We start from the raw sequence: 14,946 nt of genomic DNA on the forward strand, positions 1-14,946 counted from the left end.
TTTTTGTCAACTTGCTGCCACTTTAGTAAATGACGAGTATTTAAACTACATAGAGGTGAAATATGAAAAGTTGGTTCCAGTCTCTTACAGCTAGAATGATTTTTTTAATAAGTATCCTGATCCTTTTAATATGTGGACTGTTTATGTATCTTTTGCTAGAACATATTCGCGATACTACAGAAAAACAGATGGGGATGGAAGCATTGAATATTGCAAAAACCCTAGCATCTACGGAAGAGATCATTACGGCATTCGATAAAGAAAAGCCAAGTGAAATAATCCAGCCAATCGTCGAACCTTTAAGAAAAGAAATTAACGCTGCATATATTGTCGTTGGAAATTCTGAAGGAATTCGTTATTCACATCCTTTAAAAGATAAAATTGGAGAAAAAATGGTTGGCGGAGACAACGATGCCGCATTGCTAGATAGACAAGCTTATATTTCTAAAACTATAGGGTCACTAGGTGAATCGATTCGAGGTAAAGCTCCTATCCTATTAGACAATAAAATTATTGGTGTTGTATCTGTCGGTTTTTTAACAGAAAATATCGACACAATTATCAAAAGCTATATTCACAAATGGATCAAATACACCGTAATTATTCTTTTGATAGGCATATTAGGTGCAATAGCAATTTCCATTTATATAAAAAAACTATTATTTAATATGGAACCTTTTCAAATTGCTAAATTATATCAGCAAAACAAGGTCATTTTAGAAACAACAACGGAGGGTATACTGGCTGTCGATCACTTTAATCAAATTACTACCATTAATAAAAGTGCTTACGAAATGCTAGACTCGGCTAACAATAAATCCCTCTCAGATTGGATGGGTACAAAAATCGAACATATTTTTACGCCTAAAATTGTTGCAGAGCAAAACATTCATAATTTAGAGATACCGCTTGGTGAGCATATTATTATTTTAAATAAAGTACCTTTAGTTGAGAAAAAAAGGAAAATCGGTTCGTTATACACCTTTAGAAAAAAAGTAGATATTCAAAAAATCACTGATGAATTAAAACAGATGAAACAGTATGCAAATGTTCAACGGGCCTACACTCATGAATTCGCTAATAAACTTCATATCATTTTAGGTTTACTTGTTCATAAACATTACAACGAAGCAATGGAGTTTATTAAAGAAGAACGAAGCATACAGCTTAAAAATCAAGCTTTTTTAAATAGCAATATAACAACCCCGCTTCTACTTGCCTTAATTCAGGGAAAAATTGCAGAAGCCGCAGAACTGGGGATTAAACTCGAGCTAAACGAAATTTCTTCATCAATTGAATTATCTAAACGTCAAGAAGATGCTGTCCTAACAGCTCTTGGTAATGTACTTCAAAACGCTATTGAAACTTTAAAAAGCTGGGAATCCTCAGATAAAGTGATTCGGCTATCCATTAACAATTATAAAAATCATTACTTATTTGAGATTCAAGATAATGGACCAGGTATTGATCACAATATTTACGATAAAATTTTTACAAAGGGGATATCTACTAAAGAAGGATTAGACCGCGGGCATGGACTTGCTATAAGTAAGAAAGCCCTTCAGGAGATATATGGGGAAATTTTATTGGATTCTGGTGATTTATCAGGAGCATGTTTTTTAATTATAGTTCCTAAAGGAGACATTGAGAATGACAACATTAAAAAGTGTATGGATTATTGAAGATGACTTTAGAGTAGCAAAAATTCATACTGATTATGTTCATAATATAGAAGGTTTTGTCGTCACTGAAAATTTACGCACAGGTAAAGAAACGATTGAAAAGCTGGAGATGACTTCTAGCTTACCAGAAATTATATTAACAGATTTATATATTCCGGATGTTGAAGGTAGCTCATTAGTAAGCCATATACGTCACCTCTATCCGTCTATAAAAATTGTCGTAATCTCAGCGGCAACTGAAGTAAGTTTAATAAGGGATGTATTGGACTTAAGTATTTTAGATTACTTGATTAAACCATTTGAACAACAACGACTTCAACGCGCATTTCAGAAATATTTGCAGGAATTTCACTTATTTCAAAATAGCAAAAGTGTCACTCAAAATGACCTTGATTCTTTATTTTACAATGAATCAAACAATAAGGTAGTAGATGAAGAAACGTTAGTAAAAGGGATTGATTTGCACACATTACAAATTGTTAAAAGCATTTTCGAAGATCTCAAAACCCAAGAGCTCACAGCCTCACAATTAAGTGATCTAATTGGTTCTAGTCGTTCAACAGCTCGCCGTTATTTAGAATACTTAGTTGGCGAGCAATTTTTAGAGACAAAACTAATTTACGGTACCGTTGGAAGACCTGAACGAAAATATGTCTTTCGTGGAACTTATGAACAAAACTAATATTATGTTATTTATTTAACATATGATTATATTATTTTCCTCTCTTTAGCACTGTGATATTTTTTAAATAATCTGAATGATTAATCACAAAGGGAGGGAATTTTTTGAGTCTAAGTATAATCGGATTTTTAACAATTATTATTATTGTTGCTCTACTAATTAGTGGTCGTGTATCACCACTTGTAGCAATGGTTATACCACCTATCGTAGCTGCATTTATAGCTGGCTTTAACTTCGATGAACTGGGAGAGTTCTTTAGTTCTGGATTAAACTCTGTGATGAACGTAGCTGTTATGTTTATCTTCGCTATTATTTTCTTTGGTATTATGCAGGATGTAGGTTTATTCGAGCCATTGATCAATAAAATGATTGCGCTTTCAAAAGGAAACATTATTGTCGTTGCAGTGATAACAGTGATAATTGCTGTAGTAGCGCAACTAGACGGTTCAGGAGCTTCAACATTTTTAATTACAATCCCAGCATTATTGCCTTTATATTTACGTTTACGGATGAATCCATATCTTTTGCTGTTATTAGTTGGAGGAGCAGCAGCAGTTATTAATATGATTCCTTGGGGTGGCCCATTAGGTCGTGTTGCTTCAGTTTTAGAGACAGATGTAACTGAACTTTGGTATCCCTTAATCACTATTCAAATCTTTGGTGTCGTTTTAATGTTAGCTTTAGCGGTGTTCCTTGGTTTTAGAGAAAAGAAGCGTATTCTGAAACAATACGGTACCCTGGACTTCACAAATGATGATCATACTATTACACAAGGCGTTGTTTCATCAGAAGTAGACACAAGCTTACAACGACCAAAACTATTGTGGATTAATGCAATAGTTACTGTTCTTGTTATCGGCATTTTAGTTGCAGGTATTTTACCAGCAGGATTAGCTTTTTTAATTGGAGTGGCCATCGCCCTGCCAATCAATTATCGTTCTCCTAAGGAACAAATGGAACGTGTACGAGCACATGCTCCGAATGCCTTAACAATGGCATCTATCATAATCGCCGCTGGACTATTCTTAGGCATACTGAATGGTACTGGGATGTTAACTGCGATTGCCAACAATGCTGTAAATATTCTACCATCAGCCCTATCATCTTATTTACATATCATTATCGGGGTATTGGGGGTACCATTTGATTTATTACTAAGTACGGATGCATATTACTTCGCTTTATTCCCTGTAGTTGAACAAATTGGCTTATCTTTCGATATTGATTCTCTTTCAACTGCCTATGCCATGATTATCGGTAATATTGTAGGTACATTTGTATCGCCACTTGCTCCTGCAGTTTGGCTAGCATTAGGCTTATCAGGCTTAGAAATGGGGAAACACTTAAAGTACTCTTTCTTCTGGATGTGGGGACTAAGCATCACTTTACTATTCATTGCTGTAGCATTAGGAATTATTGCTATCTAAATGACTCATCACTAAAAGTTAGGGATGAAATTGATTAAACCAGATGTATAATTAGTTGATCTTCGTTACGACTGGGCGACTCCTTGGGGATCAGCGATAGAGGAACGAAGGCTAAGAGCATCACATCCTGTGATAACGCCTTCGTGACCAACATCATGTTGGCCCAAGCGGCACATCGGAAGCCCCCAGGAAGCTCTGTGCGAAAGCGTAGCGGCAGTTACAAAGCGCCCAGTCGGAACGAAATCAACCCCCAATCTATGGTGATGATTCACATAAATAGAAATATAGCACCAGTTGTCGAGTAATGAATCGGCAGCTGGCTATTTTTATATAGGTATCGTCTATAGAGAAAAGTCAGAGCCAGCAAGTATTTCCTCTGAACTTTTTTCATGAAGTTTATTTGATGAATGATTTTTTATAAAGGTCCTTACTATTTCGTAACCAATGCAATATCCTATCCATTGAGGAAGCTTTCCACCATATAAGAATTCAACATGATTATTTAATCCTTGAATATTGATTTGAGGCAAAAAATGCCCCTTCCAAATTTCTAGCATCTTATCCAATGAGTAGTACCTCAACCATGGTGCTAACCATTTATCCCCGTAAATTTCCTCCACTGCACATTCTGCTAATCCTTCTAAAATTAAAGAATCTAATAAAGTCACTTCGTCTAGAGATTTATTTACATATTGCAGACGACAAACATGATTATACTCATGTGCAAATAACGCTTTAAGCTCCTGCTTTTCAAGCCCCCCTATATATAAAAACAAAGCATTTGGGTAGGCAACACCGTTTTTCTTAGTCATCGTTTGCTCCTGCGTGATTGGGAAAATATAGATGGGTATATTCGGACCTCTCCATCTCTCCTTTAAATAAATAAATTCCTTCTGCACTACTTCCCAAACGTTTTGTTTTTTTAACTTGTTAATATCTATTTTTTCATGTGACTGAAAAAGTCCCTGTTGCAGTAACTCAAATTGGATTTCATCTAGAGATCCACCAATAAAAATCTCTACTAAACGACTGCAAATAATAGATCGTTGTAAGTCCTCAAAATTTTTGTGATTTAGCTTTTGATTAGCTATTAATTGATTGAGCCACTCATCTGTTGGTATTACTGACATACATTCCCCCCTTACTTTAGCTTATGTCTGAAGTAGTCAATCGGCTAGTGATAATGTTCGCAACCGCATATATTAGCTTGTAAGGAAGTCGAAAGGAGGGATAGTTTGTGAATCCAGCTGATACTTATAATCTTTGTTGTCAATATCATGGTAAACGTGTAAGAATTGAAGAAAGAAGTGGCAGAGTACATTATGGAGAAATAACTAGGGTGGATAGAAGACAAGTATGGATTCTACCTGATAGACGATTTGGTGGTTATGGTTTAGGATGGGGTTGGGGTTTCAGAGGAGCAGGTTTTGGAATTGGAATCGCATTTGGGTTAGTTGCCGGAATTGCCCTAGCACCACTATTATTTTGGTAATCTTGAAATGACTAATTTTACTATCCGCTGCGCGATAACAAGGAGGGGAAATAAGCCATTTCAATCTACTGAGATGGCTTATTGTCCTCATTGCACTTGCTCTTGTTGCTGTTTGATTTTAATCAACTCGGATATTGTAACAAATGTATAGCCTTGTTTCTTCAGTTTTGGCAATATTTCCTCCAATGCTTTGACGGTCTGCGTACGATTGCCGCCTCCATCGTGGAACAAAATAACATCACCTGGCTCCGTTCCCTTCATCACTTTTTGTACAATTTTATTGACCCCCGGCTGTTTCCAATCTTGAGTGTCCTGATGCCAAGACCACATCACTACTTTGTATCCATCCTTTACAGCGGCATTGATCATTTGATCATTGTAATTACCACCTACAGGACGGAACAAAATCGGTGAAAATCCAGTAATACTATAAATTATTTCTTTTGTCTTACGTAGTTGTGACTGTAATTCAGCTATGGAAGCTTTAAACGGATGTGAATACGTATGATTGGCAAGCTCATGCCCTTCTGAATAAGATCGTAAAACAAGGTCTGGATATTTTTCAGCATTTTTTCCAATAATAAAAAACGTCGCCTTTGCATCATACTTAGCCAATACATCTAAAATAGCTGCTGTATACTCGGGATGAGGGCCGTCGTCGAAGGTTAGAGCAATTATTTTGTCTTTTGTGTTAATGTCCCATACAACTTCCCCTGTCTCCTCATAATAAGGTCGACCTTTATTCGCATAGGTTGTCACTACTGTAGAAATTACCGATATGATTAAAAAAAACAGGGATAGAACTAATACATATTTGCGTGTCATAAGCATCACCTCCCAAGTTCAAATTCACATAACTCCGCCGTCAACTTACTATTTACGAATTACAATGAATTATACTTATGAAGGTTTGGCTGTTTTCTCCTCTTAATTATTGCAAAACGCTATTCATTTTCCCTGTTTAAAATACTTATCGTATGTTTGAATATAAAAAAACGAGGCAACGGTTTGCATTATAAAAATTTAAAACAACCAGCATCTTTCTTATACAAAACACCGGTTGTTTTAGGTAACTAATAATTTTTAGTAAAAATGCCGAACACCTTTTTAACTATCGCCATATGTATATAGAGAAAAGGAGTGATTTCGATGGTAACAATTGAGCCTATTATGATCAAAGGCCATTTTTTCACTGCAATCGTTGTTCAATTACCAAAAACAACACTGCTAACAATTTCTAACGACACGGGATACATTATGTGCGGGGCTTTAGATGTTGGTCTATTAAATGACCGTTTAGCAGATCGGAAAATTATTGCAGGTCGAGCAGTTGGCGTGAAAACAATTGATGAGTTATTGACAGCTCCATTAGAATCTGTGACATATGAAGCACATCAACTTGGTATTTCTGAAGGAATGTCTGGTGTAGAGGCATTATTAAGAATGGTATAACAAAATTATTATAAAGCGTCAGCGCAATACGCTAGGCGCTTTTTCGGACTTATGTAAAAATGGTGTATAAGCTATTTACTCTATTCCTATACTTTAGACAAAAGGAGTGTTCGTTTTGTCTAAAGATAATCATCGGAAAATACATGCAATTTTGTTGTTAATAGTACTTATTATTTTCGTGTGGTCTGTCATAAAACCAGTATCCTATTTAGACTGGCTCGCAGAAGTTAGTCCTGCTGTCGTTGCAATTATTATTGTAGTTACTATTTATAACAAGTTTCGCCTTACAACACTTTCTTATTTTATCATTGCCCTTTTGTCTATTCTAACATTTATTGGTGGACACTATACTTATTCGGAGGTTCCACTTTTTAACTGGATCAAAGAGGAATTTCACTTAAAACGAAATGACTACGATCGATTTGGGCATTTCCTAAAAGGTTTGATGGCCATCGTCATAAGAGAAATATTAATTCGAAAAACACCACTAGTAAAAGGCGCCTGGTTAACAGGCATATCCATAAGTATACTCCTTGCTATTGCTGCTCTCTATGAAATAATTGAATGGCTCAGTACAAAAATTTCAAAGGGTAGTGGGGCAGCGAAAGATTTTGTAGGTATGCAAGGAGATCGCTGGGATGCACAATGGGACATGCTTTCGGCCTTCCTTGGGACAATTTTAGCTTTACTGCTATTTACAAAACTACATGATAAATTATTAAAAAAACTTGAAAAGTAAATATGAAAATGAGCCTTCCGTCTAAGTACTACGGAGGCTCTTAAAGTTATTAAAGCAGATTTATTTATAGCTAAAATTTAAATATATTTTTTTCTTCATAAAGTGTTTCATCAGAAGTTTTAAAGATGATATCAAAATGCTGACTATACGGATGCATAAACAATTCATATTGAATCCGACGTTCTTCATGGGACTGCTTTAAATAATTGATATCAGCTCCCCGTTCAAGTACATCACGTCCTGACCTTCTCTGCATTTCCGTATCACTATCTGTATAAAAATAAATTTTCAAATCAAATAGTTTGGGATTAATAAATGCTGCACTCATCCCCTCTACAATTGTTACTTTATTTTTTGAAGAAGTTAACGCACTTTTCATATAGTGCGTATCTATTGTCAATAAATCCAGACCTTTTCTAACCATTTGAATGTCTCTTTCCAAAGAAGGTAAATGATGCGCTGCCGGATGGCAAGCTGTCACTTTAAAATGATGCTGCTCGTTTCGATAAGTATAATTGATAATTGAATGCTTTCGTATATCTGAACTAACAATATATGGGTCAGTATTAATATAATTTACGTCATCATGATTCAGAAGGTGCATAAGCCTATTGGCAAACGTTGTCTTTCCTGCTGCACCATGTCCAGAAATTCCGATAACAATTGATTTATTTTCTTTTTTGATCCAAGTAACGATATCTTGCAATAACCTATCCATTTTTCCTCCGCTGTTGCTTCCATATTTAACGCAAAATCTCATTGATATTAACTACTGCTCAGAGATTATTTACAGTTTTTAGTTTTTATAGTGCTATTTTACACGAATTACACCAGATTCACTAATTATTTCTAACCTTTTTGTAGCATCGCCTATTTTACCTTTGGTCGAATCTTCAGTATGTGTTTCTTTCTTAAACCCTTGTAAATCAACAGTTATATCAGAGGATTTACTGCTAGCTAACAGTTCTAATGACCTTGGTGCCTGTTTATAGAATACTGAAATATCTCCTGACCCGGTTTCTATAAATATTGATTTTTCTTCATCCATTTCTTTCATAAGTACTTCACCGTTTCCAGCAGTAATTTTCATTTGTGGACTAGAGACTCTAGTAATGTAGCTATCATCATTCATAGCAGCAATCGTTAATTCATTCACAGTGCTATCCATCATCTTCAATTCCCCATCCTGTGATGTAAATTCACCTTTATCTGCCACTAATCCTTTAATGACCTTATACCCTGAATCACTGGAGATTATAATGTCTTTTGTTGATAAATTATTAATGTTAATATCACCATTGCTATTGCTTATTCCAATGGTATGCACTGTGTTATTCGGAATAGAAATACGAATTGTTCCTTTATCTCCAATGCTAATGTTTTTAAAAAAACCTTCTTCAGTATCATGTTGAAGTACGTTAATTTTTTTACCGTCCTGTTTAATTTCTACCGGAGCATTTTGCTTTTTTTGTTGCTTCCCATCAATAGCAATTGTCAGATCATTAGAGTCCGTACTTTCCAATAAAATGTTCCACGTTTCATTATTTATTTCTAATGCTTCAATTTGTTGTGCATCAAAGGTCTGTTGCTTTTTAAAGCTCTGTTCGCTATTTACTTTAAGAACGAGCACTACACCTGCGCAAGCAATTATTAATATAAGAAAAATTATAGCTTTTTTCACTTTATCTCCTCATTTCTCATTGATGGATATTATGTTAAATCCACTTTATCTACCTTTCGATAAGACAGATAACCAATAAGAAGCCCTAATAAACACAAAGTAATTGGCACAGCAATTATTTGATATAGACTTGAAGAAGTAGTTCCATCAGAAACCGTTGCATTCATAACGAATCCAATTAGAACAGCTGACGTAATTGTCGAAGCTGTCGACTTTTTTCGCATACCAAAGTACAAAGGAATTAAGCTTACCCCAGCCATCATAAATGCATTGATAAAGGTTGACGGTATAGTAGCTACCATCTCTTGAACCTCAACAGGTGTTTCAAACAAACCCATCATTGGATTTAAAAAATAAACAGCAATATTAATCATAAAAGTTGCAATCATAATGCTAAAGAAACAAAATCCGAAAACTAAAGAAAGCTTAGCAAGAATAAGTTTTTTCCTTTTTAATGGATACGTAAATAATAATTGAACTGTCTTATTTTTATATTCATCAATAACTAAACGAGCTAAAATCACACTCGAAAAAATGATAAAAACTATTCTGATTAAAATATTCGTTAACGACATAAATTCTGTATAATTTAAAAACTCACTCTCGTCATCAAGGCCTATTGCCATAAGTGCAACTGCAGTAAAAATCCCTATAATACAAATAATTAAACCTTTAAAATAGCCAGTCATACAATTCTTTTTCCATTCAAGCCTTAGTAGTTTATGCATATTGATTCCCTCCATTAATAAGATTTAAGAAATACTCTTCTAAATGCTGTTGCTGTTTTTCAATTCCATTGACAACAATGTCGTTTAAAATAAGTTCCTTATTAATTTGAGATTGAGAAATGTTATGTTCAAAAATTCGTATACAATGCAGATCCACAATTTCATATTTTCGAATACCTAACTTGTTCTCCAACACATGAATCGCATTTTTCACATCGTCTATTTTAAACTCCAAATACTCCATATTTTCTTTTCGAATATCCTCTATCTTTATCTCTTTCAACAATCTCCCATGATGAAGGATGCCAATTGTATCTGCTATTGATTCAATTTCTGATACGATATGACTGGATATTAATATAGTGATTCCATGCTCTTCTTTTAACAGCAATAAAAGCTCGCGTATATCTTTAATGCCTATAGGATCGAGACCATTAATCGGCTCATCAAGAATTAGAATTTCTGGTTTCGCGACAATTGCCCGTGCGATGCCTAACCTTTGCTTCATCCCAAGTGAAAATTCGTTTATTTTTTTATGTTCAACACCATTGAGACCTACTATCTCTAACGCTTCCTCCACCGCTCCCTTTTCATAAACCCCAATATACTCACAGTGAAGCTCTAAATTTTCTTTAGCTGTCAGTCTTTCATAAAATTCCGGATACTCGATAATACTGCCTATTTTGCTCAAGTATTGATATGAAGTAGTGGAAATGGATTGATTCATTATTTTAATTTCACCTGAAGTTGGTTTTACTAAGTTTAAAATCATCTTCATGATCGTCGTCTTTCCAGCCCCATTCGGACCTAAAAACCCATAAATTTCTCCCTTCTTAACGTTCATATTGACATTCGATACGGTCTCGACTCCTTTAAAGCTTTTACTCAATTGATGTATTTGAATAACGGTTTCCATGTTATCTACTCCCTACTATTTTGAATTCGTTACATTAAGCTTAATAAGTGCAAGTAAAATCAAAGTAAACTCGATGGAAAATGACTGTAATTTTTTCAAGAGAATAAGGATATAAAGACTAGAAGCTGTTATGATGAAATTGAAATGAGGGATAAAAATGGAAACTACTGAAAAAATCCTAATCGTTGATGATGAGATCGGTATATTAAAATTATTAGAAATTACATTACGAAAAGAAAACTTTATAAATATTGATACTGCCTCGACGGGAAAAAGTACACTACAGCTTGTAAAAGAAAATCAGTACGATGTTATTTTGCTCGACATTATGCTACCAGATATAAGTGGCTTTGAACTTTGCACAGAAATACGTAAGCATTCAAACACACCCATTATTTTTGTCAGTGCTCGCTCTACTGATTTTGATAAATTAACGGGATTAGGTATCGGTGGAGATGATTATATTACAAAACCTTTTAATCCTTTGGAGGTAGTCGCTCGAATAAAGGTCATCCTTCGACGTCAAAAAATGTATGAGCATTCTCAGCAACAGCAGTATACAAAATTTGATTTCGGTTATTTTGCTCTAAATCCTGAATCTGCTACATTAACCGTTAACAATCAGCTCGTCGAATGTACAGCTAAAGAGCTAGAGCTACTGCATTTCTTTTGTAAAAATCCAAATCGTATTTTCACCACTTCACAGCTTTATGAATTCGTGTGGGGAAATGATGTATATGGTGAGGAGAAAACCGTTACAATTCATATTTCAAAGCTAAGGAAAAAGCTTGGAGATGATACACGTAAGCCTAAAATAATTGTGAATTTAAGGGGCATTGGCTATAAATTCATTCCCCCGAAAGAAGATACACTATGCGAATAAACACTCGATTTACGTTGCATCTTGCATTGGGGATTATTCTGTGGATGATTTTGAGTGGTATTTGTATAATTATCGGTCTCGAGGGAATACTTCCACTCTTTAAAAAATCTGTGAGTGAGGATTATGAGAATTTACTAGTACTATGGATTTTTGGGTTTAGTACCCTTGCTTGTATTGCTGTATTTGGTTGGTACTTTGGGGGTCCTCTTGGTTTTATAATGTCTTGGATTCATCAGCTATCACAAGAAAACTACAAACAGCCTGTTGGACTATCTAAAATCTATACACGTAAAGGAAAGCTCCGGATGCGTTATATGTTATATCAAGAGGTACTTCAACATCTACAATCCTTATCAGGAAAATTAAAAGCTGCTGAAACAGAACGTGAAAAGGTTGAACAAGCAAAACAAGAATGGATTGCTGGTATTTCACATGATTTAAAAACACCATTAACGTATATTACAGGTTACTCTACTCTATTATTAAATGAACAATACGATTGGTCTAAGGATGAAGCTCACTCTTTTATTCAAGAGATTGCAGATAAAGGCATGCATATGGAGGAGCTTATTCAAGATTTAAGTCTCGTTATTCAGCTTAATAATACAGATGGTCAGTTACCCTTGCATAAAACTAATCAGGATATTGTGGATTTCACAAGAAGAATTGTTGCGAACATAAGCAACAATCCACAAGCAAATGACTATATATTGCACTTTAAAACAGATACATCTATTATAAACATTGACTTTGATACAAAATTCATGCAACGCATATTACAAAATATCCTTATGAATTCCATTATCCACAATCCATCTAACACAAACATTTATACACAGATTTTCGATAGGGTTGAGCATGTAGAAATCCACATTGTGGATAACGGTGTAGGGATGTCTCAACACATGATGGAGAACATATTCCAACAATATTATCGTGGAACTACAACAGATTCTTCTTCTGAAGGTACTGGATTGGGCATGGCGATCGTTTATAAGCTCGTTCAAGCTCATAATGGCACTATCTCTGTACAAAGCGAATCTTCTAATGGGACAATGTTTATTATTACATTGCCTAAAAAATAATATAGGACTTGTACACTTTTAGATTTCGCCTGAGCTGTCGATTATTGGGTTTGAGCAGTTCTTCGTGGATTCGACCAATGAGAAGACCATCGTAATCATTCATGAAATTATATTGTTTGACATATATTTAAGCATCATAGATTGGTTCAACAAGGAGGATTTCATGCAATCTGAAAAAGTGCGATTAAGAAAGATTCAACATCTTGCTCATGAAATTACTGATGAAATGAATAAAGGTGGAGTACTTACTCACTTAGAAGCGTTGATTCCTGTTATTGATAATTTATCTCGTGCGATTGGTGATTTAACAGATTCCTATGGAAAGTATTCATTAGATTATGTGGAGGAAAAAGTGAAAATTGCCCATACGCTTTTGTTTAACAAAGAAAAAGTGGATGTCTATTTATAAAGATATGGAAAAAGGGTAACCATTTATATGGTTACCCTTTAAACATTTAATGTGTTTCAGGATTAAATGTTTTACAATCTGTTTCTTCACTATTAGATGCCTGTTGTCCTTTTTGACTTACAACATAAATTTTTTCTGCACCACATCTGTTTCCAGAGTTCCAAAATGTACAGTTATTGACTTCACAAAGAATTTCTTGTGCCATCGTTTCCACACCTCCTCTTTTTTATCATTAACAAAATTGAGGTATTCAATACTTAGTTATAGAGGTGTAATGAAACAGGAGTAAACATCCTATATAAAATGTTTACTGGCTTTGTTGTTTCGGTATGTTACCTATAGAAGGAATTCCTTCTGGTAAAGAAACTTGGGACATAATTATAAAAAAATGCTATTGCCTTCATATAGGTAATAGCACTTTTTCCGATGTTATTCTATAACTTTTGTTGGTGTTGCCTCTTGAACAATTATAACGCCATCAAATGCCTCGGCAGGTGTCATTTTAATCGTATAAAGCATTTGTGTGAACTTGTACCAAAAGCTAAAATCATCTCCGATATTACCCATTCTTTGTTCTTTTTCTACAATGCCAGCTAACTCCTGAGATTCTTTAGCCTTTTTAAAATCAACATAGAAAATATTGTCCTTGATCTCGCTAAAGGCGTCTACTAAAGTATTATGATGTTCAATCGTATATTCTTTTCTTTCGCCTGATCCATTTTGCGCCTGGAAAGTATTGTTAACAAAGTCGGTCCCAATAGCAAAGTACGCATCTTTATACACTTCATCTAAGTATTGGCCCATAGATTTGTATCCTGCCACATTTGCAGAAGTTTTCTCTATATGCCCATTATGAGCAGACATCAGTACTTTATCATGACCTTGAGCCGCTTCAAAATCAACAATCCATTGTAAGTTGTTCGCTAAATATTCATCACGAAGATTCATGTAATTACTATCATTTAAAAATAATTGCGTTCGCTGCTTCATAATTTGTGCATATTGAGTAGCAAATAAATAAGCTTCTTTCGACGATTGCTTTTCATAAGAGTCTCTATTTGTTTGTAAATCCTTTATGATTGCATCCATATTTTTATCAAGTTCCTCTAGCTGACTAGTTGATAGATCTCTCATTGTTTTATTCGATATACCTTTTAGCTGCGCATTATATTTCTTAGCACCTTCACTATTAACTACTTCGTAATAGTCCAGCAAACCTTTTTTACTAAAATCATAGCGTTGCATATCGTTACCGTAAAAATAAATTTTATCTTTCTCATCGGCAGTCATGTTATAATCATGCATCCACTGAACAAACTCAATCATTTGGTCCGTTTTATAGATACCATAATCTAAAGCTTTTACCGCTTCCTCAGCTGTGCCAGTACCATTTAAAATAAACTGATTAATTTGCTGAGCACCACCAAAATCACCTTCTAATACAAAAACACGAACATTTTCATTTTTAATTAGAGCTTGAAATACATCCTTCTTTAATGTTTGGAATTCAACGTTTCCATGTGTCGCTTCACCAAAACCAATTACTTTCACATCATTTGGAACATCGATATCTTCAACCGCAGATGTATATTTTGCAGCATCTTTAACGGCTTCTCCCTTGCCGCAGCCCGCCAGAGAAAACAAAAGAAATAATGCTGAAATTAATAAAAAGCTCCTTTTAACAAATACCATTTTAAAAAATCTCCCTTAATCTATTAAATGCCCGTAATCACCCGATTGGCGAGGACTAAGAATTAGTGAGGATGAAGT

The 14,946-nt window shown here is 34.7% G+C and carries 17 protein-coding genes; 9 read left to right on the top strand and 8 right to left on the bottom strand.

The annotated features are described in order from the left end of the window. Positions 1-62 precede the first annotated feature (62 nt). From AC3WSO_RS22770 to AC3WSO_RS22780, 3 genes are all read left to right on the top strand, one after another. The gene (locus AC3WSO_RS22770; protein ID WP_492533877.1) at positions 63-1,682 is read left to right on the top strand and encodes an ATP-binding protein; all 1,620 of its coding nucleotides are present in this window, start codon (positions 63-65) and stop codon (positions 1,680-1,682) included. Then, positions 1,651-2,364, top strand: a complete 714-nt coding sequence (locus AC3WSO_RS22775) for a response regulator (RefSeq protein WP_492533879.1) — start codon at positions 1,651-1,653, stop codon at positions 2,362-2,364. The genes AC3WSO_RS22770 and AC3WSO_RS22775 overlap by 32 nt, the downstream gene beginning before the upstream one ends. Positions 2,365-2,468: 104 nt before the next feature. Beyond that, complete coding sequence (locus tag AC3WSO_RS22780) at positions 2,469-3,791, top strand: CitMHS family transporter (protein ID WP_492533881.1); 1,323 nt, start codon at positions 2,469-2,471, stop codon at positions 3,789-3,791. 341 nt (positions 3,792-4,132) lie between these two features. Here AC3WSO_RS22780 and AC3WSO_RS22785 read toward each other — a convergent pair whose 3' ends face one another. Then, positions 4,133-4,921, bottom strand: coding sequence for a DUF2268 domain-containing putative Zn-dependent protease (locus AC3WSO_RS22785; RefSeq protein ID WP_492533883.1), 789 nt, complete (start codon positions 4,919-4,921; stop codon positions 4,133-4,135). Positions 4,922-5,028: 107 nt separating this feature from the next. On the opposite strand from AC3WSO_RS22785, the gene AC3WSO_RS22790 reads away from it, so the two are divergent. Next, the gene (locus AC3WSO_RS22790; protein ID WP_492533885.1) at positions 5,029-5,283 is read left to right on the top strand and encodes a hypothetical protein; all 255 of its coding nucleotides are present in this window, start codon (positions 5,029-5,031) and stop codon (positions 5,281-5,283) included. Positions 5,284-5,370: 87 nt separating this feature from the next. Here AC3WSO_RS22790 and AC3WSO_RS22795 read toward each other — a convergent pair whose 3' ends face one another. Then, a complete protein-coding gene (locus tag AC3WSO_RS22795; RefSeq protein WP_492533887.1) occupies positions 5,371-6,108 on the bottom strand; it encodes a polysaccharide deacetylase family protein in 738 nt (245 codons plus the stop codon). Between the two features lie 324 nt (positions 6,109-6,432). Between AC3WSO_RS22795 and AC3WSO_RS22800 the strand changes: the two genes are divergently transcribed. Both AC3WSO_RS22800 and AC3WSO_RS22805 read left to right on the top strand, forming a co-directional pair. Continuing rightward, entirely contained in the window at positions 6,433-6,735 is a 303-nt protein-coding gene (locus AC3WSO_RS22800; protein WP_079562172.1) for a YunC family protein, read from the top strand. Between the two features lie 115 nt (positions 6,736-6,850). Continuing rightward, on the top strand, positions 6,851-7,474 hold the full coding sequence (locus AC3WSO_RS22805) for a DUF2238 domain-containing protein (protein ID WP_492533889.1): 624 nt from the start codon (positions 6,851-6,853) through the stop codon (positions 7,472-7,474). 70 nt (positions 7,475-7,544) lie between these two features. On the opposite strand, the gene AC3WSO_RS22810 is transcribed toward AC3WSO_RS22805, so the two are convergent. From AC3WSO_RS22810 to AC3WSO_RS22825, 4 genes are all read right to left on the bottom strand, one after another. Then, positions 7,545-8,192, bottom strand: coding sequence for a uridine kinase family protein (locus AC3WSO_RS22810; protein ID WP_492533891.1), 648 nt, complete (start codon positions 8,190-8,192; stop codon positions 7,545-7,547). A 93-nt stretch (positions 8,193-8,285) separates the two neighbouring features. Beyond that, a complete protein-coding gene (locus tag AC3WSO_RS22815; RefSeq protein ID WP_492533893.1) occupies positions 8,286-9,155 on the bottom strand; it encodes a DUF4097 family beta strand repeat-containing protein in 870 nt (289 codons plus the stop codon). 29 nt (positions 9,156-9,184) lie between these two features. Next, positions 9,185-9,883: an ABC transporter permease gene (locus AC3WSO_RS22820; protein ID WP_492533895.1), complete on the bottom strand. Its 699-nt coding sequence runs from the start codon at positions 9,881-9,883 to the stop codon at positions 9,185-9,187. Next, positions 9,876-10,799, bottom strand: a complete 924-nt coding sequence (locus tag AC3WSO_RS22825; RefSeq protein WP_492533896.1) for an ABC transporter ATP-binding protein — start codon at positions 10,797-10,799, stop codon at positions 9,876-9,878. Before AC3WSO_RS22825 ends, AC3WSO_RS22820 begins: the two co-directional genes overlap by 8 nt. Before the next feature lie 157 nt (positions 10,800-10,956). On the opposite strand from AC3WSO_RS22825, the gene AC3WSO_RS22830 reads away from it, so the two are divergent. From AC3WSO_RS22830 to AC3WSO_RS22840, 3 genes are all read left to right on the top strand, one after another. After that, positions 10,957-11,682, top strand: coding sequence for a response regulator transcription factor (locus AC3WSO_RS22830; protein ID WP_492533898.1), 726 nt, complete (start codon positions 10,957-10,959; stop codon positions 11,680-11,682). Then, positions 11,673-12,767 carry a sensor histidine kinase gene (locus AC3WSO_RS22835; protein ID WP_492533900.1) on the top strand — a complete coding sequence of 365 codons (1,095 nt, stop codon included), beginning with the start codon at positions 11,673-11,675 and terminating at the stop codon, positions 12,765-12,767. Before AC3WSO_RS22830 ends, AC3WSO_RS22835 begins: the two co-directional genes overlap by 10 nt. Before the next feature lie 163 nt (positions 12,768-12,930). Continuing rightward, positions 12,931-13,176 (top strand): group-specific protein, encoded by a 246-nt coding sequence (locus tag AC3WSO_RS22840; RefSeq protein ID WP_492533902.1) that lies wholly within the window; start codon positions 12,931-12,933, stop codon positions 13,174-13,176. A 46-nt stretch (positions 13,177-13,222) separates the two neighbouring features. Here the strand turns inward: AC3WSO_RS22840 and AC3WSO_RS22845 are convergent, their stop codons facing one another. Together AC3WSO_RS22845 and AC3WSO_RS22850 are read right to left on the bottom strand one after the other, a co-directional pair. Further along, a complete protein-coding gene (locus tag AC3WSO_RS22845; RefSeq protein ID WP_082172635.1) occupies positions 13,223-13,381 on the bottom strand; it encodes a DUF1540 domain-containing protein in 159 nt (52 codons plus the stop codon). Positions 13,382-13,605: 224 nt separating this feature from the next. Next, on the bottom strand, positions 13,606-14,868 hold the full coding sequence (locus AC3WSO_RS22850; protein ID WP_492533904.1) for an erythromycin esterase family protein: 1,263 nt from the start codon (positions 14,866-14,868) through the stop codon (positions 13,606-13,608). Between the last annotated feature and the right edge of the window lie 78 nt (positions 14,869-14,946).

Source organism: Lysinibacillus sp. EB106-09-02-XG168 (assembly GCF_058791475.1).